The sequence below is a fragment of the Sorangium sp. So ce128 genome (genome assembly GCF_051525245.1).
Classification (GTDB): domain Bacteria; phylum Myxococcota_A; class Polyangia; order Polyangiales; family Polyangiaceae; genus Sorangium; species Sorangium cellulosum_B.
The window spans coordinates 9,734,758-9,757,119 of sequence record NZ_CP150313.1; the positions used below are offsets into that span (position 1 = coordinate 9,734,758).

Annotated in this window: 17 protein-coding genes and 1 tRNA gene; 10 read left to right on the plus strand and 8 right to left on the minus strand. The window is 73.1% G+C overall.

Annotated elements, in window-relative coordinates; all coding sequences use genetic code 11:
* Nucleotides 1-2: 2 nt before the first annotated feature.
* Together WME82_RS36975 and WME82_RS36980 are read right to left on the minus strand one after the other, a co-directional pair.
* On the minus strand, nt 3-1,727 hold the full coding sequence (locus tag WME82_RS36975) for a protein kinase domain-containing protein (protein WP_438039164.1): 1,725 nt from the start codon (nt 1,725-1,727) through the stop codon (nt 3-5).
* 359 nt (nt 1,728-2,086) lie between these two features.
* On the minus strand, nt 2,087-4,585 hold the full coding sequence (locus WME82_RS36980; RefSeq protein WP_438039165.1) for a beta-glucosidase: 2,499 nt from the start codon (nt 4,583-4,585) through the stop codon (nt 2,087-2,089).
* Nucleotides 4,586-4,871: 286 nt separating this feature from the next.
* Between WME82_RS36980 and WME82_RS36985 the strand changes: the two genes are divergently transcribed.
* Nucleotides 4,872-5,480, plus strand: coding sequence for a hypothetical protein (locus tag WME82_RS36985; RefSeq protein WP_437741203.1), 609 nt, complete (start codon nt 4,872-4,874; stop codon nt 5,478-5,480).
* Here the strand turns inward: WME82_RS36985 and WME82_RS36990 are convergent.
* Nucleotides 5,469-6,083, minus strand: a complete 615-nt coding sequence (locus WME82_RS36990) for an RNA ligase family protein (protein WP_438039166.1) — start codon at nt 6,081-6,083, stop codon at nt 5,469-5,471. The two genes, WME82_RS36985 and WME82_RS36990, sit on opposite strands and share 12 nt — an antisense overlap.
* Nucleotides 6,084-6,258: 175 nt before the next feature.
* On the opposite strand from WME82_RS36990, the gene WME82_RS36995 reads away from it, so the two are divergent.
* Together WME82_RS36995 and WME82_RS37000 are read left to right on the plus strand one after the other, a co-directional pair.
* Nucleotides 6,259-7,389: an AAA family ATPase gene (locus tag WME82_RS36995; protein WP_438039167.1), complete on the plus strand. Its 1,131-nt coding sequence runs from the start codon at nt 6,259-6,261 to the stop codon at nt 7,387-7,389.
* Nucleotides 7,390-7,494: 105 nt separating this feature from the next.
* Nucleotides 7,495-8,235: a Uma2 family endonuclease gene (locus tag WME82_RS37000; protein WP_438039168.1), complete on the plus strand. Its 741-nt coding sequence runs from the start codon at nt 7,495-7,497 to the stop codon at nt 8,233-8,235.
* A 26-nt stretch (nt 8,236-8,261) separates the two neighbouring features.
* Here the strand turns inward: WME82_RS37000 and WME82_RS37005 are convergent, their stop codons facing one another.
* Genes WME82_RS37005 through WME82_RS37015 form a run of 3 tightly spaced genes read right to left on the minus strand, consistent with a single transcriptional unit; the run spans nt 8,262 to nt 13,120 of the window.
* Complete coding sequence (locus tag WME82_RS37005) at nt 8,262-11,303, minus strand: ATP-binding protein (protein WP_438039169.1); 3,042 nt, start codon at nt 11,301-11,303, stop codon at nt 8,262-8,264.
* 12 nt (nt 11,304-11,315) lie between these two features.
* The gene (locus tag WME82_RS37010) at nt 11,316-12,071 is read right to left on the minus strand and encodes an enoyl-CoA hydratase/isomerase family protein (protein WP_438039170.1); all 756 of its coding nucleotides are present in this window, start codon (nt 12,069-12,071) and stop codon (nt 11,316-11,318) included.
* Nucleotides 12,068-13,120 carry a RimK family alpha-L-glutamate ligase gene (locus tag WME82_RS37015; protein WP_437294676.1) on the minus strand — a complete coding sequence of 351 codons (1,053 nt, stop codon included), beginning with the start codon at nt 13,118-13,120 and terminating at the stop codon, nt 12,068-12,070. Before WME82_RS37015 ends, WME82_RS37010 begins: the two co-directional genes overlap by 4 nt.
* A 358-nt stretch (nt 13,121-13,478) precedes the next feature.
* Between WME82_RS37015 and WME82_RS37020 the strand changes: the two genes are divergently transcribed.
* From WME82_RS37020 to WME82_RS37045, 6 genes are all read left to right on the plus strand, one after another.
* Nucleotides 13,479-14,648: an acyl-CoA dehydrogenase family protein gene (locus tag WME82_RS37020; RefSeq protein WP_012239515.1), complete on the plus strand. Its 1,170-nt coding sequence runs from the start codon at nt 13,479-13,481 to the stop codon at nt 14,646-14,648.
* A gap of 212 nt (nt 14,649-14,860) precedes the next feature.
* Nucleotides 14,861-14,933 (plus strand) — tRNA-Ala (locus WME82_RS37025).
* A gap of 86 nt (nt 14,934-15,019) precedes the next feature.
* The gene (gene cobT / locus WME82_RS37030) at nt 15,020-16,108 is read left to right on the plus strand and encodes a nicotinate-nucleotide--dimethylbenzimidazole phosphoribosyltransferase (protein WP_438039171.1); all 1,089 of its coding nucleotides are present in this window, start codon (nt 15,020-15,022) and stop codon (nt 16,106-16,108) included.
* Entirely contained in the window at nt 16,105-16,872 is a 768-nt protein-coding gene (locus WME82_RS37035) for an adenosylcobinamide-GDP ribazoletransferase (protein WP_437544678.1), read from the plus strand. Before cobT ends, WME82_RS37035 begins: the two co-directional genes overlap by 4 nt.
* 15 nt (nt 16,873-16,887) lie before the next feature.
* Complete coding sequence (locus WME82_RS37040; protein ID WP_438039172.1) at nt 16,888-17,502, plus strand: histidine phosphatase family protein; 615 nt, start codon at nt 16,888-16,890, stop codon at nt 17,500-17,502.
* Between the two features lie 22 nt (nt 17,503-17,524).
* A complete protein-coding gene (locus WME82_RS37045) occupies nt 17,525-18,643 on the plus strand; it encodes an arginase family protein (RefSeq protein ID WP_437741212.1) in 1,119 nt (372 codons plus the stop codon).
* Between the two features lie 6 nt (nt 18,644-18,649).
* Here WME82_RS37045 and WME82_RS37050 read toward each other — a convergent pair whose 3' ends face one another.
* Nucleotides 18,650-19,522 carry a sulfurtransferase gene (locus tag WME82_RS37050; RefSeq protein WP_438039173.1) on the minus strand — a complete coding sequence of 291 codons (873 nt, stop codon included), beginning with the start codon at nt 19,520-19,522 and terminating at the stop codon, nt 18,650-18,652.
* 500 nt (nt 19,523-20,022) lie between these two features.
* On the opposite strand from WME82_RS37050, the gene WME82_RS37055 reads away from it, so the two are divergent.
* Nucleotides 20,023-20,589: a hypothetical protein gene (locus WME82_RS37055; protein ID WP_438039174.1), complete on the plus strand. Its 567-nt coding sequence runs from the start codon at nt 20,023-20,025 to the stop codon at nt 20,587-20,589.
* A 167-nt stretch (nt 20,590-20,756) separates the two neighbouring features.
* Here the strand turns inward: WME82_RS37055 and WME82_RS37060 are convergent, their stop codons facing one another.
* Nucleotides 20,757-22,352 carry a DUF1552 domain-containing protein gene (locus WME82_RS37060; RefSeq protein ID WP_437741215.1) on the minus strand — a complete coding sequence of 532 codons (1,596 nt, stop codon included), beginning with the start codon at nt 22,350-22,352 and terminating at the stop codon, nt 20,757-20,759.
* Between the last annotated feature and the right edge of the window lie 10 nt (nt 22,353-22,362).

A 22,362-nucleotide genomic window follows, 5' to 3' on the forward strand; every position in this document is an offset into this window, starting at 1 on the left:
CCTCAGAAGTCGGGCGCCGCCGGCAGCGGCATGGACGTGGAGACAGGCCGCGGACGCGGCGACGCAGCTCGCTGAGCGCGCGGCTCGGACACCTGAGCGCGCGGCGCGATCCGTTGGCCGGCCGGCTCGGCCCCCTGAGCGCGCGGCTCCGCAGGCGCCGGCAAGAGCTCAGCCCATGGATCGCTCGGCTCCTCCCACGGATCGCTCTGCTCGTCCCGCTCGGCAGGCGCGCTGTCCGCCGCCGCACCCCTCACGGCCATCTCGGAAGCAGCCGCGCGTCGCGCGCCGGCATCGGGGGGCGCGACGCCGATGGAGGACGCAGCGGACGCCGTCCCCCGCAGCGCTTCCGACGCGCCCAGCGCGACGGCAGGAGCAGCCGCCATGACCGCCGGCCGAGCGGTGCCCGCGCTCGCGCTCCCACCCCGCGCGCTCAGCCCCAGGACGACCACCAGAGGCGCGGCGAAGGCGAGGACCCCGGCCACGAGCGCCTTCGGGAGCCACGGCGAGGCCGTGAGCCCGAGCCGAGCTCCGCGCCATGCCTCGGCCATCTTGATGGTGCCGCCCCGACGCGCGACGGGCGTGGCCGCCGGCGTCGGCAGCGCGCCCGGCGCCTCCCGCGCGCCGGCCGGGCGCTGCGCCGCCACCTCCGCCCCGGAGGCCGCGCCCGCAGGCGCGGCGATCGGAGCCGCCTTCTCCGCCGCGAGCGGCGGCTCGGCCCCTCGCGCGAGCCACTGGTGCGCGAGCGACGTGCCCGCCACGTCCGCCGTCACCCCGCGCTCGACCGCCCAGGCGGCAAGCGCGCGGCCGAGCGCGCGCATGCTGGGCCATCGATCGGCCGGCGATTTGGCCAGCCCGCGCTGGAGGATCGCCCACAGCGCCTCGTCGCCGGCGCCGAGCTCCGTCGTCGGCGCCGGCTCCTTGCTGAAGATCGCCACGATCACCGCGCTCAGCGTCTCCCCGCTGAAAGGCCGCCGCCCGGTGATCAGCTCGTACATCACCACGCTGAACGCCCAGACGTCGGTCTGCTCCCCGACGTCCAGCTGGCCGTCGGCCTGCTCGGGCGACATGTACTCGGGGCTGCCGACGATCATCCCTCGCTGCGTGATCGCAGGGCTCGCCGCGTTGGCGAGCTTGGCGATGCCGAAGTCGACGACCTTCGGGACGTGGCCGCCCGCGCCGTCGGGCACGATGAGGATGTTGGCAGGCTTGATGTCGCGATGGACGATGCGCTGCGCGTGGGCCGTCGCGAGCGCACACGCGACCGGCAAGAGCATCTGGACCGCCTGCTCCGCCGGCACCCGGCCCCTCGCCTCCAGCCAGCTCGAGAGCGGCGTGCCCTCGAGCAGCTCCATCACCAGGAACGGCTCGCCCGCGTCGGTCTCGCCGAAATCGAACACGCGCACGATCGCCGGATGGCCGAGCTTCGCCGTCGCGCGCGCCTCCCGGAGCAACCGCTCGGCGGCGTGGCCGTCGAGCTGCTCCTCGTGGAGCACCTTGATCGCCACGTCGACGTCGAGCCAAAGGCTGCGCGCACGCCACACCGTGCCCATGCCCCCCGCGCCCAGCCGGCCCACGATCTGGTACTTGCCCGCGAGGATCTCGCCCACGGCGCGCTCCCTCTGCGGCGATCCACGGACGCTCGACGAGACGCCGCCCGTGCTCTCATCGCCTCTCCCGGCGAGCGCGAGCCATCCGCTCTGGCCGGGGACATGGTGCTCGTCCATCATGGGTCGCCCTCCTGGAAAGCAAGCGGCGAACCAGGAGCCGTCTCCTCACCTCCGCGGGCGCCTGCGCGAACCCCCAGCCCACGTCCTGCCGCGCGCGCAGCGTCCGGCGAGCTCGACGCTCGCCCGCGCGCCCTCGGGACGAGACGACAAGACGAGCACGGATTCCCCTTTCCGGCCGGGAATCGGCCGCGCGCATCGGTCACGCTGGGGCAAATTGCACCAAGGCATTGCGCGGAGGAGCGAGGCGCCCGCCATGATGCTCGGCAACGCCTCGCTCCCGGCCTCATCGATTCGATCCGGGGATCGTCGGATCGATCCCAGCGAGCGCGCGCAGCGCCCGGGGCCGCGCAGCTGCGCTCTCAATCGTGCAGGCGCACCGCGGTCTGTCTCGTCAGGACGGCGGCCGAGTGTCCCGCATGCAGCGTGTACACGCCGGGCTCCACCTGCCATCGGCCTGCCGCCCAGTGCGCGAAGGCCCGCGGCTCGAGGGTGACGGCGACGTCGACCGTCTGATCGGGCTCGGCCTCGACGGACGCGAAGCCGGCCAGCCAGAGCGCGGGGCGCTCGATCTCCGAGTCCGGCCGCGACAGGTAGAGCTGGACCACGTGGCGCCCGCGGCGCGTGCCGACGTTGCGCACGCGCACCCGCGCCTCGACCGCCGCGCCGGCGACGGCGTTCGGCGCTTCCACGTCGAGGATCTCCCACCGCGTGTAGCCCAGGCCGTGCCCGAACGGGTAGGCCGGGGTGACGCCTGCGCGCGCCCAGGCCCGGTACCCGATGTGCAGGCCCTCGGCATAGACCAGCTTGCCGTTCTCGGGCTTCGTCGAGAGCACGGGCACGTCCTCCGCGCGCGCGGGCCAGGTCGTGGGCAGGCGGCCGCCGGGCTCCACAGCGCCGAGCAGCACGTCGGCGACGGCGGTGCCGAACTCCTGGCCCGGGAACCACGTGAGGAGCACCGCGGCCACCTCGTCGCGCCACGGCGTGGTCACCGGCCCGCCGGAGTTCACCAGCACGATCGTCCGGGGGCTCACGGCCGCGACGGCGCTGATCAGCTCGTCCTGGCGGCCGGGGAGCACGAGCGTGCTCCGGTCGAAGCCCTCGCTCTCGATCGCCTCGGTGGTGCCGACGACCACGATCGCGACGTCGGCGGAGCGCGCGAGCTCCACGGCGCGCGCCAGCTCCTCCTCGTCGGACAGCGCCGGAACCTCGGCGCCCAGGGAGAACGCCACCGCGAGCGTGCCCACGGGGACGGTGTGCGTCAGGGCGAGATCGATCTCCTGGCCGGCGGCCAGGGACAGCTCGGCCGCCCGCTGCGGCGGGGCGAGCAGGGCCGCGGCGATGTCGTCCTTGTCCGGCAAGACCGCCTCGTCGAAGAGGACCTGCCCGCCGGCGGTGAGGCGGTAGACGCCCACGCCGGCCACGCCGATCCGGTAGAGCCCGGCCTCGGCGGCGCGGAACCGCGCCGTCACCTCGATCGTCGCGGCCTCGTTCGCGCGCTGATCCCCGATGAACGTGAGGCGCCCGACGTCGCGGTGCTCCTCGTGCAGGACGCCGCCCTTCGCGTCGAGGAGCCGCACGTGGACGCCGTGCTGGCGGCTCACGGGGTCGACGACCTGGTCCCCGGCCACCGGCACGAGCCCTTCGTGGATGCGGGTGCCGACGGCGTGGAGCACCTCGGCGCGCCGGCCGAGCGCGGCGCGCAGCCCGTCCAGGGGCGAGACCGCGTAGTGCGGGTGGACGCTGGCGCTGCCGCCGCCCTGGATCCGCCCCGCCGCGGCGCTCGGGCCGATCACGGCGATGCGCCGCAGGCTGGTCGCGTCGAGCGGGAGCGCGTCGCCCTGGTTGCGCACGAGCACCATGCCGGCCGCGGCGGCCTCGCGTGCGAGCGTCCCGGCCGCGGCGCTGGAGAGCGGGGCCGGGGCGGGCGCGGCCGGCGCGACGCCCTCGAGGGCGCCGACCCGGGCGGCGAGGCGCAGCAGGCGGCGGACCTTGTCGTCGATGGCCTTCTCGGGCACCGCGCCGCGGCGGACGGCGGCGACGAGCGCCGCGCCCCAGGGCCCTCCCGGGCCCGGCATGGCGAGGTCCAGCGCCGCGCGCGCCGCGGCCTCGGTGGAGCGGGTCGCGGTCCAGTCGGAGACCACGACGCCGTCGAAGCCCCACTCGTCCTCGAGCGGCGACGCGAGCAGCGCGCTCTCCGTCAGGGTCACCCCGTTGACGGCGTTGTACGAGGCCATCACGAGCCACGCGCCCGCGCCGGTGATCATCCGCTCGAAGGGCGCGAGGTAGAGCTCGCGCAGCGTGCGCTCATCGACCCGGACGTCGACCGTGAACCGCTCGGTCTCCGAGTCGTTGGCGACGTAGTGCTTGGGCGTGGCGCCGACGCCGTGGGCCTGCAGCCCTCGGACGTAGGCGGCGCCGATCCGGCCGGTCAGCAGGGGATCTTCCGAGAAGCACTCGAAGTGCCTGCCGCCGAGCGGGCTGCGGTGCAGGTTGACGGTCGGCCCCAGGACGACGTCGACGCCCTTGCGCCGCGCCTCCGACGCCAGCGCGGCGCCGACGCGCTCCAGCAAGGCCTCGTCCCATGTGGCCGCGAGGGCGGTGGAGGAAGGGAGGCACACCGAGGGGTCGCGCTCGTCCCAGCGCTCGCCGCGCACGCCGACCGGGCCATCCGAGACGACCATGCGGCGCAGGCCGATCGCGGGCTCGGGGTGCGTGCTCCAGAAGTCGGCGCCCGTGAGGAGGCGGACCTTCTGCTCGAGCGACAGCGCGGCGAGGGCGTCCGCCACGCGCCGTTCGACGGCCTCGGGCAGGTGATCGGTCTTCTGGGGGCGAGCGGAGTGCGAGTCAGCGACGGCCATGAACCCTCCTGGAAGCGCGGAGGCGCCGGCGAGGCGGCGCCGCGCACGGGACTACCATGGTCGAGGAAACACCAGGTTCACAGGAGAGTCACGGTCGCCGAAAGCTCGCGCTCGCCACGAGCCGTGGAAGCTGCCGAGAGGAGCACCGCGCGCGCCTCGGCGGCGCTCCGGCCGGCGCGCGCTCGCGAGCGGGCGGGCGGGCGTCGCGGAGGTCGAGGGCGCGCCGCCCGTTGCGCGGGGATGGGAACGGCGCGATGCTCGCCGTCCCTCGAGCGAGGCCGCTGCCATGAGCCTCTCCACCGTGCTCCGCGTCCTCGGCCGCAAAGACGGCGAGGTCCACAGCGTGTTCCGCGCCGGGTCGCGCGTGTACGGCACCGCGTCCGCGACGTCGGACGAGGATTTCGTCGCCGTCCTCGCGCGGCGCGACGCGCGGCAGGACCTCGCCTTTGCGCCGGGCGTCAACGTCGTCGTCCACGGCCTCGACACCTTTCGCGACGCCATCGCCGAGCACAGCGTCTTCGCGCTCGAGTGCCTGTTCCTGCCGCCCGAGCACCGGCTCAAGGAAGGAAGGCCGCCCTTCCCGTTCAAGCTCGACAGGAAGAAGCTCGCCGCGTCGGCCGCGAGCCGCTCCGCGTCGGACTTCAAGAAGGCCGGCGCCCGCTTCGACGACGAGCCGGAGGCCTCGAAGAAGAAGCTCTTCCACGCCCTCCGGGTGCCGCTCTTCGCCGTGCAGATCGCCGAGTCCGGCGTCCTCCACGATTACGGCGCCGCGAACCCGTACTGGCGCGAGATCGTCGCGGACGAGCGCCTCGACTGGGAGGAGTACCGCAGGGCCTACGGCCCGATCCGCGAGGGCCTCTGCGATCGGCTCGCGGCGCTGGCCTCACGGCGGTGACGCGAAGGCCGGCGCCGGCCCCGGGGCGAGGCGCTGGGGCCGGATCTCCTGGTGCATCCAGTGCTCGTCCGTCTGCACGTGCCCGCGCCGCACCCACTTGGCGAGCCGCCGCTGGAACGCCGCGTCCGGGAACTCGCCGGCGGCCCGCACCACCACGCCCTCGCGCGGGCCGCCGAACGCGGAGGGCTCGCGCGCGAGCGCGGTCGTCAGCGCCTCGAGCTCGCGCTCGCCCTCGACGGTGCCCCGGAACAGGACAGGCACCGTGGGGAGCCCGAGATCGTTCGCCTGGGCCACGACCATGTCCCACTCCCAGAAGAGGCCCCGCACGTCGTCCCGCACGCCGAAGACCAGCGAATACCCCGGGAGCGCCTCGTACTCGATGGAGTGGATCGCATAGCAATACTCGCAGAAGAGCGACATGCCCTCCGAGAGCAGGTGCGCGATGCTCGCGTGCGTGGCCTTCGCGAGGTCGAAGCTCGGGTGGGATGGAGGACCCGAGTGCGAGCGGGAGAAGACGCTCGCCCGCGTGTACGTGAGGTTGCTCCCGTCGCACTTCTCGGTGATGACGATCTCGACGCCGAGCAACCCCGACACGTCTGCCATCCTCTTGTCGTCGGACGTTCCGCCGGGGGACCACGGCAGGTGGAACGAGCGAGGGTATTTGGCGGACATGGCGGTGCCAGGGTAGCACCGGCGTCCCGGAGCGGACATGCTACGGCCCTCACGCGCGCGGCGCCGAACGCGGAGCCGATCGCGCGCTCGCCAGGGGTCCTCCGTCATGTCCTCCGCGTCGTCGCTCCTCGACCTGCTCACGCCCGATCCGGGGCGTGTCCCCTGGAACGAGCTCCAGGTCTTCGACTGGGTCCGCGCGCTCGAGGCTTGCCCGCAGGACCCGATCCACCACGCCGAGGGCAACGTCTGGATCCACACCCGCATGGTGCTGGAGACGCTCCTCGGGCTGCCCGAGTGGCAGGCGCTGCCGGCCGAGGAGCAGCGCGTCGTGTACCTCGCGTGCCTCCTCCACGACGTGGCGAAGCCGGCGACCACCCGCGAGGAGGACGGGCGGATCACGGCGAAGGGCCACTCTCGCGCGGGGGAGCTCCTCGCGCGCCGCCTGCTCTGGGAGCTCGGCGCGCCGTTCGCGCTGCGCGAGCAGGTGTGCGCGCTCGTGCGCTATCACCAGATCCCGTTCTATCTCATCGAGCGCGACGACGCGCGGCGCGTCGCCGCCGAGATCAGCCTCCAGGCCCGCTGCGACCTGCTCGCGCTCGTGGCCGAGGCCGACATCCGAGGGCGCGTCTGCGCGGACATGGGGCGCGTCGTCGACAACATCGAGCTCTTCCGCGAGTTCTGTCGCGAGGAGGGGTGTTACACCGCGCCGCGGTCCTTCGCCTCGTCTCACACGCGCTTCGTGTACTTCCGCTCCGATCCCGCCGGCGGGCGCCACCCGGACGTCGAGGTCTACGACGACACGCGCTCCGAGGTCGTGGTGATGAGCGGGCTCCCGGGCGCCGGGAAGGATACCTATGTTCGCCACCACCTCGCCGACTGGCCGGTCGTCTCCCTGGACGCGCTGCGGAGCGAGCTGGAGATCGATCCGGCGGAGACGCAGGGACAGGTGGTCCAGGCCGCGCGCGAGCGGGCGAAGGAATACCTGCGGCGCGGCGAGCGCTTCGTGTGGAACGCGACGAACCTCTCGCGGCAGCGGCGCGGCCCGCTGCTGCAGATGGCGGCCGACTACGGGGCGAGGATCCGCGTCGTCTACGTGGAGGTGCCTGCATCGACGCTGTTCGCGCAGAACCGGGCGCGGGAGGCGGCGGTGCCGGAGGCGGTCATCCGCCGGATGATCGAGCGCTGGGAGATCCCGGCGAAGACCGAGGCCCACGAGGTGGTGCTGGCGGTGCGCTGACGCCTGACGTCGCCTGCCCTCGTGCCGGAGCCGCCGGATGGAGCGGCACGAGCCGCCCGGCTGCGCCCGCACGCGGCATGGGGTACGCTGCGCCTGGAGCGACGTATGCCCTTCCAGAGCGAGAATTCTTTCATCCCGATTCCCCCGCCCGGCGAGGACGAGCTCCCGTACGACGATGGAGAGCCGATGGAATCCGAGCGCCACCGCGCGCAGATGGACCTGCTCATCGAGGTGCTGAAGCTGTTCTGGCGCGACCGCGACGACGTCTACGTCGCCGGCAACATGGCCATCTATTTCAGCGAGTTGCAGGCGAAGAAGAACGACTTCCGAGGCCCCGACGTGTTCGTGGTGCTCGACACCAACAGGCGCGAGCGCAAATCCTGGGTCGTCTGGCAGGAGGACGGGAGGACGCCCGACGTGGTGATCGAGCTGCTCTCCGAGAGCACCGAGGCCGTCGATCGCGGCGACAAGATGCGGATCTACGCGAAGCTCCTGCACGTGCCGGAGTACTACCTGTTCGATCCGTTCTCGGGCGTGCTCGAGGCTTATGTGCTCGATCGAGCCACGCGGTCCTACCTGCCGATGCCGCCCGAGACGAACGGCGACGTCGTGAGCGCGTGCCTCGGCCTGCGCCTCGGGGTGCGCCACGGCACGTACCGCGGCCTCGCCGTCGACTGGCTGCGCTGGATCGATGCCCATGGGCGCGTGCTGCAGACCGGCGAAGAGCAGGCTCGCGCCGCCGAAGAGCAGGCTCGCGCCGCCGGCGATGAGGCGAAGCGTCTCGCCGCCCGGCTCGCGGCCTACGAGAAGCAGTTCGGCCCGCTGCCGGGCGGCGACTCGGGCTAGCGGCTCCCCGACCGCCGCCGGACGGGTCAGCCCCAGCCGACCCGCTCGCCCCGCCCGAACCCCGGCGCCAGCATCGCCGCCCACCGCGCCGGGCTCTTGATCCGCTCCCGCGCCATCACCGCGTCCGCCACGAGGAGCCGCTGGAGCCCCTTCTCCCCGCCGAGCAGCTCGCCCGCCTGGCGCCGCGCCGCCGCCGCGTAGAGCGGCATGTCCGCCGCGTCGAACCCGGCCGCCGCCGCCTCCAGCTGCGCGATCGCCGCCTCCCTGTCGCCGCGCAGCTCGGCTGCGCCCGCGCGGATCAGCGGCACGAACGGGTCCGACCACGCCGTCTTCTCCCGGGCGAGCGCCGCGGCGTCCCGGAGCGCCGCCTGGATCAGCGGCTCCGGCTCGGGCGCCGCCTCGGCCACGGCGAGCGCCGTGCACGCGCGCTCGACGTGGGCCATCACCCGGCTGTTCTGCATCATCAGCAGCATCGAGCCCTCGATCCTCGGCCAGGCGTCCGTGAGGCGCTTCATCGCGGCGCCGGCGCGGCCCGCGTACCGGTCGACGTAGGTCTCGCCGAGCAGCCCGACGAAATGCTCGAGGTGGAACCCCGACGTCGTCCACCTCGACAGCGCCCCCGCGATCGCGCCGCGCGCGCCCGCCACGTCGTCCGACGCGAGCGCCACCCACGTCGCCTGCGCGCTGAAGATCGCCACCGCGTAGAGATCCCCCCGCTGCTCGGCGGCGCGGAGCACCGCCGGTGTCGTCCGCGCGAGCGCGTCGATCTGCCCGCGGTAGTACCGCGCCCACGACGCCATCAGCTGCGTCGTCGCGAGCTCCCAGGACACGCCGGCGCAGCGGTCGCGCAGGAGCTCGTCGGCGATCTCGTACCACGCGGACGCCGCCTTCCAGCGCCCGGCCGTGAACGCCTCGAGCATGCCCGACACCATCATCGACAGGCCGAGCAGGTGCGGGCTGTCGAGCCGCTCCGAGAGCGCCCGCACCGCGGCGACGAGCTCCTCCGCGCGCGCCCGGCCCGGCGCCCCCATCATGCACGCGGACGAGGCCTCGAACGCGAGCGCGCGGCCGACGCGGTACGGCTCGCCGGCCCGCAGCGCGAGCAGCAGGGCGCGCGCCGAGAACTCGGCGGAGCGGACCATGTCGACGCCGGACAGCCCCACCGTCACCGTCCAGCAGGCGTCGATGCGCGCGAGGTCCTCCGGCCGCACCTCCGCCTCGGACCGCTCGCGGAACCGGAGGCCCCTGAGGCGCAGCTCCGCCCGGTGCAGGAGCAGCGCCACCAGCGCGCGCCGCGGCGTCTCCGGGAACGACAGGCCGACCGTCCGGAGGACGGCGCGGACGAGCTCGATCCCCTCGTCGATGTGCCCGCTCCGCAGGTACTGCTCCGCGGCCCGCCGGCGGAGCTCGAGCGAGAGCGCGCCGCCCGCCCCCTCCGCCGCCGCCGCGTAGATCCTCGCCGCCTCGGCGCTCTTGCCCGCGTTGACCAGGGCGTCGGCGCACCGCACGCCGAGCGCGCGCCGCTCGGCCTCGGGGACATCCGCCTCGCGCGAGCGCAGGCCGAGCGCGAGCTCGTAGAGCCGCGCCGAGCGCTCGAACGCGAGCGCCTCCGCCGCCTCCTCGGCCGCGCGCTCGGCGAGCCGCCCCGCCCGCGCCGCGTCCCCCGCGCCCAGCCAGTGCCGCGAGAGCGCCTCCGCGTCCGCCGTCCCCAGCGCCTCCAGCGCCCGCCCTAGCCGCCGGTGCCGCGCCGCGAGCTGCACCGGGCCGAGCCGGCCGACCACGGCCGCTCGCACCCTGTCGTGCGACGCCTCGACGAGCTCGCCCTCGCCGGCGCGCCGCGCGGCGATCAGGTCCTCCATGAGCAGCAGCGTCATCGCCGGGGCGCGCTCGTCGTCGCGGAGCTTCGCCGCCCGCGCCACGACCGCCGCGTCGATCGGCTCCCCGGCGACCGCGATCACCTCCAGCAGCCGGAGCGCCTGCTCCGGCAGGCGGCGGAGCCGCGCGTCGAGCGCCCTGCCCCACGCAGAGTCGCCCCGGGCGCCGTCCTCGCCCGAGAGCTCCTGCGCGTCGCGGGCGAGCTCGCCGAGCAGCCGCGGGTTGCCCCGCGAGGCGCGGGCGATCGCGTCCGCCCGCGCGCGGGTCACGTCGTCGCGCGCGAAGAGGAGCGCGAGCGAGAGCTCCTCGGCCTCGAGCGGCGAGAGCGGGCCGACCGCGATCTCGCGCAGCTCGCCGTCCCGGCGCGCCGACTCGATCCGCCCCCGCGCGCCGGCGGCCTCGGCCTCGGCGTCCCGGCGCTCGAGGCCCATCCCGTCGAGCAGCGCGCGGAGCGGCGCGCTCGTGGCGACGTCCTCGTCCCGGAAGCTGCCGAGGAACATCATCGCGGGCGCGTCGGGAGGCCGCGTGAGCTCGAGCAGGAGCGCCACGCTGTCGATATCGCTCCACTGCAGGTCCTCGATCGCCACGACGAGCGGGCTGCGCTCGGCGATCCGCCAGAGCAGCTGGCGGAGCGCGGCGAAGCTGCGCTGCCGCAGCTCCTGCGCGTCGGGCGACTCGCTCGGGCGCGGCGCCGACGCGACGGCCGGCACGCGCGAGAGCACCGGGAACACCCGGGCGAGCGCGCGGACGTCGCGCGGCAGGAGGCGCTCCACCTCGTCGTCCGAGACCCGCCGGAGGAAGCGGCTCAGCGCCTCCATCACGCCCCCGAACGCCTTGTAGGACTCGGCCGCCCCGAGCGCGCAGCGCCCCCGCAGGACGACCGGCCCCTTGTCGCGGCGGAGCCCCATCAAGAAGTGGTGGATGAGCGCGCTCTTTCCCATGCCCGCGGCGCCGTGAACGAGCACGGCGACGGGCCGCTCCAGCACGAGGGCCTCGGCGGCGCGCTGGAGCGCCCGCAGGTGCGGGCGGCGGCCGATGAAGTGCTCGATCGTCGGCGGCGCGGGCGGGAGCAGCGCGCTCGCAGGCGCGGCCTCGGCGCTCGCAGGCGCGGCCTCGGCGCTCGCAGGCGCGGGCTCCGCGCCCTCCAGCGGGGGCTCGGCGCCCTCAGGGTCCTGCCGCTCCGCGCCCTCCACGCCGCGCCACCGTCACTTCTTGCTCAGGAACGCATCCATCGCACGCCGGTGCTCCGGGCCGTTCCACTGCTCGGCGAACGCCCGTCGCTCGACCTCGGCGGCGGAGGCGCGCAGCGCCTCGCGCACCTTGTGCAGGGACCGCTTCATGGCCGCGACCGACGCGCGCGGGCCCTCGGCGATGCGGCCGACCTGCGCGATCGCCCGGCTCCGCGCCGCGCCGGTGGGGACGACCTCGCTCACGAGGCCGACGCGGAGCGCCTCGGCGGCGTCGATCCTCTCCGCCGTCAGGAGCAGCCGCGCCGCCGCGAGCGGCCCCACCCGCTCGCAGAGCCGCGTCAGCCCGCCCCAGGCCGGGGACAGGCCCATCTTGACGTGCCGGAACGAGAGCGCGGCGTGCTCCTCGACGACGACGAAATCGCAGAGCAGCAAGAGCTCGCAGCCGCCGCCCAGCGCGTCGCCCTGCACGGCGGCGACGATCGGCACCTCGCTCTCCTCGAAGGCCGCGAGGCCCTCGAACAGCCGGAGGACCTCGCCCCCGTCCGCGCCGCCGGCGGCGAGCGCGTGGAGCTCGCGGATGTCGCCGCCCGCCACGAAGACGTCGCTGCTCGTCGCGGTGAGCACGACGCCGCGCACGCGCGGGTCGGCGCTGGCGCGCCGGATCGCCTCGCCGAGGCGGCCCGCGAAGTCGCTGTCGATGGCGTTCCTGCGCTCGGGACGATCGATGGTCAGGACGACCGCATCGCCGGCCGCCTCGACCCGCAAGGTCACGAGAGGGCCCTCCGCGCGCCCCTCCCGCCGGTGAGCGCCGCGGCCTTCCGGCGGCTCGCGCCCGCCCCGTTCTCGGCCGCCGCGCGGCTGAGCCGCCGCGGCGCCGGCATGCGCTCGTCGTGGATCACCTCGGCGATCCGCGCCTCGAGCGTGCGGCGGCTGAGGCCGCGCTGCTCCGCCGCGTACCGCTCGGCGTAGCTGATGATCGCGCCCGCGACGTCGACGCCGCTCGCGCGCTCGATCCCCTCCAGGCCGGGCGAGCTGTTGATCTCGAGGATCTTGGGCCCGGAGCGCGCCTCGAGCATGTCGACGCCGGCGACCTCGAGGCCCATCGCCTTCGCGGCGCGGATCGCGACGCTGCGGTAGGCGCGCGGCAGCTTCACCCGATCACCCTTGCCGCCGCGGTGGAGGTTCGAGCGGAACTCCCCCGGCTTGGCGACGCGGCGCATCGAGGCGACCACGCGGCCGCCGACGACGATGACCCGGATGTCGCGCCCCTTCGACTCGCGCACGTACTCCTGGAGCACGATGTCCTGGCCCATGGCCCAGAACGTCTCGAGCAGCGCGTGCACGGCGTGGGGCGTCTCGGCGAGCATGGTGCCGATGCCCTGGGTCCCCTGCTGGAGCTTCACGATCGCGGGGCAGCCGCCGACGAGCGAGAGCGCCGCCTCGACGCCGGCCGGGCTCCGGGCGCACACGGTGATCGGCACGTTGAGCTTGCGGCGCGTGAGCAGCTGGAGCGCGCGCAGCTTGTCGCGGCTCCTCGCGATCGAGACGGCGCCGTTCAGGACGGGGACGCCCATGAGATCGAACTGACGGACGACGGCGAGGCCGTAGTTCGTGATGCTGGCGCCGATGCGCGGGATCACGATGTCGAAGCGGGGCACCGCCGAACCACCGACGAGCAACGACGGGCGGCCACGCGACACGACGATCTGGAAATCGAGCGGATCGATGACGCTGACGTCGTGACCACGCGCGCGCCCCGCGAGCACGATCCGGCTCGTCGAATAGAGGGACGCGTTGCGGGACAGGACGAGGAGTCGCATGTGGCCCGGAGGCTAGCAGAGCCGGCAGACTGCGTGGATGGATGCGCGTGCCGATTCATTTTTCGCTCTTCGGCGGTTCTTCTTCCGCTCGTTCCGCTCGCGCCGCTCGCGCCGCGCCCCGCACGGTCGCGCGCCGCGCCATCGGCCCTCGTTTTCCATGGGGCTCCGCGCGGTCCCCGTGGGACGCCGCGCATTCCCGCGCGTCCCCTACCCCGTGGGACGCCGCGCGATCCGCGGGGTTCCCCGCGCGGCCCGTGCGGCGGACCAGGCGCGGCAGAAGCGCCGAGGTGCAGCGCTTGCGCTGAAAAATGTTTCGTGTACGAATCATCTCGGTCGTGCCGGCGAGGAGGGGTTCGCGATGTGGCAGCCGTTCACGGAAGAACATCAGCAGTTCAGGAAGACGGTGCGGGCCTTCGCAGAGAAGGAGCTCGCTCCTCATGTGGAGGAGTGGGAGTCGTCGGAGTGCTTTCCCAGCTGGGTGTTCAAGCGCGCCGGCGAGCTCGGGATCCTGGGCGCGCACTTCCCGGAGGAGCACGGCGGCGCCGGGCTCGACTACTGGTTCTCGGCGGCCAAGGCCGAGGAGCTCGTGCGCTGCACGATGGCGGGCGTCTCGATGGGGCTGCTCGTGCAGAGCGACATGGCGACCCCGGTGATCAGCGACATCGGCACGAAGGAGCAGATCGAGGAGTTCCTCAAGCCGGCGCTCGCGGGCGACAAGATCGCCGCGCTCGGCGTCTCCGAGCCGGCGGCCGGCAGCGACGTGGCCGGGATCCGGACGATCGCGCGCAAGGAGGGCGATGATTACGTGCTGAACGGGCAGAAGACGTTCATCACGAACGGGACGCGCGCCGATTTCGTGACGCTGCTCGCCAAGACGTCGCCGGACAAGGGCGCCCACGGCTGCTCGTTCTTCCTCGTGCCGACGGCGCTCCGCGGCTTCAACGTCGCGAAAAAGCTGAAGAAGATCGGCAACAAGTCCTCGGACACCGCGGAGCTCTTCCTGGAGGACGTGCGGGTGCCGGGGCGCTACCTGCTCGGCGAGCCCGATCAGGGCTTCGCGTACCTGATGCAGAACTTCCAGACCGAGCGGCTGGTCGCTGCGGTGAGCGCGATCGCGAGCTCGTTCATGACGCTCGACGGCACGGTCGAGTACGGGCGCGAGCGGGTGGCGTTCGGCAAGCCGATCATCAAGCGCGAGTCGTGGCAGCACAAGCTCGTCGACCTGTACACGCGCTGCGAGGCGGCGCGCGCGTTCGCCTACAAGTGCGTCGACCACTACAACGACGAGCGGTACGTGCGGAAGGTGCCGATCAGCTTCGACACGGTGAAGCTCATCTCGATGGCGAAGATCCTGGCCGGCGACGTGGCGAACGACGTCGTGGACACCTGCCTGCAGTTCCACGGAGGCTGGGGCTACATCGAGGACTTCCCGATCGCGCGCGCCTGGCGCGATCAGCGGCTCCTCCGCATCGGCGGCGGGACGACCGAGACGATGAAGTACTACCTGGCAAAGCTGATGAACTTCTGAGCGCCCCGCGGCCCGGCGGCCGCATCGCCGCCAGGCCGCGCGGAGCTCGCCGCTGGGAGCACCCACCCGGCAACGGGCGCAAACGCACGCAAACGGGCACAAACAGGCACAAACAGCCTCGAACCGACGCCCTCGGACACAAAAACGCGCCGGTCGAAAAAAAGTAGAGACAAGCGGCGCGAGAGGCTGTAGATATGCCGCTCCCAACGACCGGGGCTGTAGCTCAGCTGGGAGAGCGCATGACTGGCAGTCATGAGGTCAGGGGTTCGATCCCCCTCAGCTCCACCGATAGGACCGAAGGACTCCTGTTTCTGTAAGGAGTCCGCAGCGCCGTGCCCGCTCGCCGGCGTGTCGGAGTAGAGAACCCGGACATGGCTCTGTCGCCTCACTGGGTCTTCCCGGAGCTCGACGCGAGCGCGGTGGGCGCGGCGCGCGCGTGGCAAGACACGCTGACCAAGCCGCGCGGCAGCCTCGGAGTGCTCGAGGACCTCGCCGTGGCGCTCGCCGGCATCCAGGGCGGGGCGCCCGCGAGCCGGCCTGCGGCGGCGGTGCTCTTCGCCGCCGATCACCCCGTCGCCCGGCACGGCGTGTCGGCGTACCCGCCAGAGGTCACGGCGGCGATGGTCGCGAACTTCGTGCGCGGCGGCGCCGCCGCCAGCGTCCTCTGCCGGAACCTCGGTGTCGATCTGCGGGTCGTGGACGTCGGGGTCGCCCACCCGTACGAGCGCGTCGACGGCGGCGATGGCGCGCGGCTGCGGCGCGATCCGGTCGCCGACGATCCCATCGGCGACCTGCGGGTCGAGGACGCGCTCTCGGAGGCTGTCTACGAGCGCGCGCTCCGCGCGGGCGCCGCGGAGATCGACGCGCTCGGCGGCGACACGCGCGTCGTCCTGCTCGGCGACATGGGCATCGGCAACACGACCGCGGCGGCGGCCATCACGGCGCTGCTCCTCGGGATCGCGCCGGAGGACGTCGTCGGGGCGGGGACCGGCGTCTCCGGTGACGCGCTGTCGCGCAAGATCGAGGTCGTGCGCGACGCGACGCGACGCGCGCAGGAGGCCTCGGGCGTCCAGCGCACCGACCCGCACCGCGTCGTGCAGGCGGTCGGCGGGAAGGAGATCGCCGCGCTGGTGGGCGCCATGGCGCGGGCGATCGAGCGGCGCATGGCGGTGCTCGTCGACGGCTTCATCGTCTCGACGGCGGCGCTCGCGCTCGTCCGGATGTGCGCCGAGGCGCGATCGGGCATGATCTTCGCCCACCGCTCGGCCGAGCGCGGACACGCCCACGTCCTCGCGGCGCTCGACGCGCGCCCCTTGCTGGACCTCGGGATGCGGCTCGGCGAGGCGAGCGCGGCGCTGGCCGCGCTGCCTCTCCTCGACGCGGCCTGCGCCCTCCACGCCGGCATGGCGACGTTCGCGAGCGCGAGCGTGCCGGATCGCGCGCGGCCCGGGACTCCATGACGACGCCGCCGGTGCTGCGCGGCGCCCGCGCAGCGGCGACCTTCCTCACGCGCGTCCCGGTCGGCGGCTTCCCCTACGCCGAGGCGGACTGGCGCTGGGCCTCTGCCTGGTTCCCGTTCGTGGGCGCCGCGCTCGGCGCCGTCCAGGCCGCGGTGTGGCTGCTCGTCGATCGGAGCGGCGCGCTCGTCGCGGCGAGCGTCACCGTGGCCCTCGGGCTGCTGCTGACCGGGGCGTTCCACGAGGACGGCCTCGCGGACACGGCCGACGCGCTCGGCGGCGCGCTCGATCGCGCTCGGATCTTCGAGATCCTCAAGGACAGCCGCATCGGCGCGTTCGGCGCGGCGGCGCTGATCGTGGTCCTCGTGCTGCGCGTCGCCCTGCTCGCGCGGCTCGACGCCGCGGCGCCCGTCGCCCTCGTGCTGACGCAGTGCCTCTCGCGCACCCCGCCGATCTGGCTGATGGTCGCGCTGCCCTACGTGACCCAGAGCGGCTCGCGCAGCCGCCCGGTGGCGCAGGCAGCGCTCCCGCAGGCGCTGCTCGGCTCGCTCTGGCCGGCGCTCGCGCTCGCCGCGGCGCACGCCGCCGGGGCCCTCACGGCGGCCGAGGCGGCGGGCATGCTCGTCGCGGCCGCCGCCGCCGCGGCGATCTGCGGCCTCCGCTTCCACGCCCGCGCCGGCGGGCTCACGGGCGACTTCCTGGGCGCTGCGCAGCAGATCGCCGAGTGCGCCGCGCTGCTCGCCCTCGCGCTCGTGCGGGGCGGCTGAGCCGCGGGCGCGCGCGTGGATCCCCTCACCCACGGCCTCATCGCCTTCCGCCACGCCCCCGTCGCGCTCTCCGGCGTCTGCTACGGCCGCCTCGACGCCGCCACGGAGCTCCCCCCGGAGGCTGCAGCGGCCGCGATCGAGCGCGCGCTCCACGAGCTCTGCGTCCGCCCCGGCGTGGTCTGGTCGTCGCCGCTCTCCCGCTGCGCGCTCCCGGCCGCCGAGCTCGCGGCGCGCCTCGGGGTTCCGCGCGCGATCGACGATCGCCTCCTCGAGATCTCCTACGGCGCGTGGGAGGGGCGCGCCTTCTCGGACATCGAGCGCGACGACCCGGCCGCGTACGCCGCGTGGCTCGACGGCTGGGAGCGCGTCGGACCGCCCGGGGGCGAGTCGGCGCTCGAGGTCGAGTCCAGGGTGCGGTCGTTCTGGCGCGAGATCGGCGGCGCGGACGGCGCGGACGTCGCGTCCCGCGCGCGCCCGCACCTCCTGGTCGCGCACGCCGGGGTGCTGCGCGCGCTCCGGGTCGTCGCGTGCGGCGCCAGCTGGCCCGCGGCGATGAGCGCGCCGGTCCCTCACCTCACGGCCGAGCGCTTCCCTCTCCCTCCCTCCGCCCTTTCGCTGGCGGACCCCTGAGGGGCGCGTACCCTCGTCGGGCATGACCCCGCAAGAAGAGCTCGCGCTCCTGCTGCGCCCGGCGGCCGGAGGCCTCTACCTCGTCTCGACCGGCCGCGCGCAGCAGCTCGAGGTCCAGCGGCGGCTCTACGGCGCCGCGACCGAGGAGGAGGTCCTCGCGCGGTTCCGCGCGTCGTTCGACCGTATCGCGGGCGCGCGCGCCGTCTTGCTCGGCGTGCCCTCCGACGTCGGCGCGGGGTTCCTCCGCGGCTCCAACATGGGCCCGCAGGCCATCCGGACCGCGCTCCTCGACGCCTTCCCGGACTTCCCCGAGCGGGCGCGCGAGGTCGGGCTCGTCGACATCGGCGACGTGTTCGTCGTGCCGCAGCTCCTGCACGACGACATGCTCTCGGAGGCGCAGAAGGCCGCTTCGCGCCGCGCGCTCTACCCTGGCGTGCCCGAGCCCGTGGCGTCGCGGCTGCCGGTCTCGCCGCTCTCCATCGCGGAGCGCGCGCTCGATCTCGTCTTCTCGATCAACCCGGGCGTCGCACCCATCGTGCTCGGCGGCGATCACTCCACGGCCTTGCCGGTCGCGCGCGCGCTCGCCCGCGCGCGGAAGCGGCCGTGGGGCATCGTCCAGCCGGACGCGCACACCGATCTCCTCGAGGAGCGGCTCGGGATCGCGTACTGCTTCGCCACGTGGTCGTACCACGCGAACGAGCTGGTCGGGCGGGGCGGCCGGCTGACGCAGGTGGGGGTCCGCGCGTCGCAGAAGCCGCGCGAGCACTGGGAGAGCCGCTACGGCGTGCGGCAGTTCTGGGCGGCCGAGTGCCGCGCCGATCCGGCGGCGGCGCTCGACGCCATCGTGGCCCACGTGAAGAGCACCGGCGTCGAGGGCGTGTATTTCTCGAACGACATCGACGGCACGGACGCCGCGTACGCCGACGCCACGGGGACGCCGGAGCCGGACGGCCTGTCGCCCGAGTTCGTCGTGGCGCTCATCCGCCGGCTCGGGCGCGAGGTCGGCCTGATCGGGGGCGACGTCATGGAGGTCGCGCCGGCGCTCCAGCCGACGCCGGAGAGCGCAGCGCGCACGGTCGCGCTGGCGGCGCGCTACCTGCGCGAGACGATCGAGGCCACGGTCGGCCGCGCGCTCGCCTGACGCCGCTCAGGGCTCGGGGCCTGTGGCCGCGGGCAGGGCGGCGTCGCGGGCCCAATCGCTCCAGGACCCCTCGTAGAGGATCGCGTCCTCGCGGCCGAGCGTCGTCAGGGCGAGCAGGTCGTGGCAGGCGGTGACGCCGGAGCCGCAGTAGCAGACCACGGTGGCTGCATCGAGCGCGCCGAGGTCGCGGTAGCGCCGCTCGAGCTCCGCCCGCTCGCGGAAGGCGCCCCCGGGGGCGCTGAGGTTCTCGGCGAAGGGGGCGGAGCGGGCGCCGGGGATGTGGCCCGGCCGGGCATCGACGGGCTCGGTCTGCCCCTCGTAGCGCTCGCGGGCGCGGGCATCGAGGATCACCGCCGCGGAATCGCGGCGCAGCCTGTCGACAGCCGCCTTGTCGGCGACCGGGGCGCCCCCGGGGGCGAGATCCATGGCGGGCGCTTCCGCGATCGTGGGTGCCGCGGTCGAGAGGGGGTATCCCGCAGAGGCCCACGCCTGGAGTCCCCCGTCGAGCACGCGCCCGCCTGGATGACCGAAGTAGCGCAGCAGCCACCAGAGACGGGCGGCGATGGCGCCCCCGGCGTCGTCGTAGCCGACGACCACCGAGCCGGGGATGACCCCGATATGGGCGAGGACGCGCGCGAACGCCGCCGCGTCGGGCAGCGGGTGGCGGCCTGGTCCGCCGTGCGCCGGGCTGGAGAGATCGGCATCGACGTCGAGGTGGACGGCGCCCGGGATGTGCCCCCGGGCGTACTCGTCGGCGCCGCGGCGACCGCCGAGGTACCAGCGGCAATCGACGACGCGGACGCGGGGATCGCCCGTGTGCGCTGCGAGCCAGGCGACATCGACGAGCGGACCGGGGGGCACGAGGAAGGGATCGCTCATGGGCGAAGGGTACCCACCCTGCTCGCGCCGGGCCACATCGCATCCTCGCCATGCTCGACCTGCTCGGCTGTGCCCGATGGCGCTGGGCAGCCGCACGCGACTCCGGCGCTCGACGGAGCGCCCCGAAGCGACGGTATTTGCAAGCATTTTTGACAGTTGAGATCGGGCCTGGGGGCATCAGGCATGAATGTCAATCGGCGCGTGCAGCACGCCTGTATGCGACGATAACCGCCACAAACCGCTTGATTTTCAAACGCATTGGCTCGCCCTACCCGCCCCGCAGCACCTGCCCACGCCGGAGGACACCCTGGCCTCGCTCAGCGCTTCACCGAGCGAGAGCCGCCAGCGCCACGGGCGACGTGCTCACAAAAGTGCGGTTTCACCAGATCCATTCATCGATCACGCCTCGCCTCGAACGTCCGACGGAGTCGAAGCCTTTCCCTTTGTTTCAACCGGCGAGAGAGCTATACTTTTCTCTCTAACCGCTTTAATCACGATCCATGAAACTTCGATTCTCAAACTTCGCCGCCGCAGTGGTTTTCACCCTCCTGTCAGCGCTTTCAGGCTGCTCCGATGATGGAGACACCGGCAGCTCGGAAGCCGGCACGAGCACTACCTCGAGCACGTCCGGGTCCGGCGGGCAGGGCTCGGGCGGGGATGGCGCCGGAGGGGCCACGGCCTCGAGCTCGACCTCCGCTGCAACCGGCGGTGGCGGCTCAGCGGTCGACCCGACCTTTGAAACGGTCAGAGCGGTCGTCGCGAATGCTGGCTGCTCCGATGCGAGCTGCCACAACGGCGAGGCGGAGCCGAGGCTGCTCGACGACGACACCCTCTACGCGACCCTGACGACGCACATCTCCGAGGCTTGCGGAGACATTCCGCTCGTCACCCCCGGCGAGCCAGAACAGAGCGCCCTCGTCAAGATCCTCAAAGGCCCCTGCGGGGATATCGCCCGCATGCCCAATGGATGCGTCGGTCAGCCCGGCCCGGAATACACGTGCCTGCCCCAGACATACATCGACGCGATCGAGCAGTGGGTCGCCAACGGCGCGCAGCAGCAGCAGTGAGCGGCCGATGACAACGACGCGGGCTCCGCCCCGGAGCTCCGCGTCGTTGTGCTGGTGGCACGAGGTCATCGCGGTCGCTGCGACCCAGCGCCAAGCAAAAGGCCCCTCCTGAGGGAGGGGCCTGGTTTTCATTTCGCCCAAGCCGGCAGACCCGGCACGAGCGACGATCAGCCGTTCGCGCGAAGCGCCTTGAACTCACCAGCGTCCTTGATGGACACTGGATTGTTCTCGCTGGCGAAGAGCTTGGTGTCGTCGTGCTTGCCGAAGTGGGTCACCTCTGCCGAGCCGCCGATCGCCGGGAAGCCGTCCGCGCCGGCCTTCACCCCGATGGCGTTCAGCAGGTTGCAGAAATATTTGTTGATCGGCTGCGTGGCGACATCCGGCGGAGTCCCCGTGCCATCAATCTCGCCGAACTCGAGCTTCGTCTGGCCCGGCCCGCAGGCAGCCTCGCTGTTACCGACGGCCAGGTCAGCCTTGCCACCTTCGACGTTCACCGCCTGACCCGTCTTGAAGTAGCCGCCGCAGCTCCCTGCCTGGAGGATCGGCAGGTTGTTGAGGTTGTGGCTGTTGCCGTCGGAGTCTTCCTGGAACCAGACGGTCGCGGTGTTGTCGAGGAGCTTCCCCTCGCCCTCGTCGATGCTGTCGAGCCGACCGACGAGGTAAGCGAACTTCTTCGCGTACCAGTCGTCGATCTGCTGAATCATCTCGATGACACCAGGAACGCAATCACCACCCATGTTGGCGTCGCCAACGCGGTGGGAGATGCCATGGGAGTCCTTCGAATGATTGATGCCGTCCCACTTGAACGTGAGGGTCCCGGGGAACTTCATGAAGATGACGCGGTTCTGGTCGCAGATGGCCGAAAGCACCGCGAGGTCCATCATGACGTTCGTCGATTTCGACAGGTCGATCCCGAGGCCACCCCCTTGCGAGGCCGCCTGCACGGACTGGGCCGTCAGCCCGAGCGCCTCTGCCTGGGCGGCGCTGCACTGGGCCCTGACCGTGTTCGTGGTCTGGTGGAGGAGGTCCTTCCAGTCGGAGAGCCGCTGCTTGTCCGCCTGGCTCATCCTGACCCTCTCGAGGGTCTCCAGGTCCTCCCGCACGACGTCGATCACGCTCTTGCCGCGGGCCACCTTGTACGTATCCTGCGACACGGGGCCCTGACCGAAGAGGCCCGTGAGGTTGTTGTAGATCGTCGTCGGAGACCCGATGCCGGGGAAGATCTGCTTGGGCTTGTCGTACGAGAAATTGGAGAACGAGTCCTGCCGCACCCCGCCGATCTGCATCACGAGGGGAGCGGCGCCGTTGGGGTTGACCTGCTCCGCGGCGATGTGATCGAGCGATCGCCCGGTCGACTTCGCGTTGAACTTGTCGCTCTCGGGCGTCACCGGGTAGCAGGTGAAATACGACCCCATGACCTGACCGTGGGGGTCGTTGTTCTGGCCGTGGGTCCGCCCGAAGCTCCACTCGTTCATCCCCCGGATGCCACGGGGCATCAGGAGCTTCTTTGCAAAGGGCGCGAGGTGCTTGAGCGTCGTCGCCTCGTAATCGGCGGCGGTCAATTCGCCATGGGACTTCTTCGGGAACCACCGGTTCGTCAGGCAGCCATAGTGCGTGAAGAGCACGATCAGCCGCTTCGGAGCGCCGCCGCCGGCCGACTGCGCCTCGGCGTCACGCTCGGCAACAGAGCCCAAGAAAGGTGCAGCGACGACGGCTCCACCCAGGCCTCGGAGGAATACTCTTCGGTTAAGGTTCTTCATCATGGTCGTATTC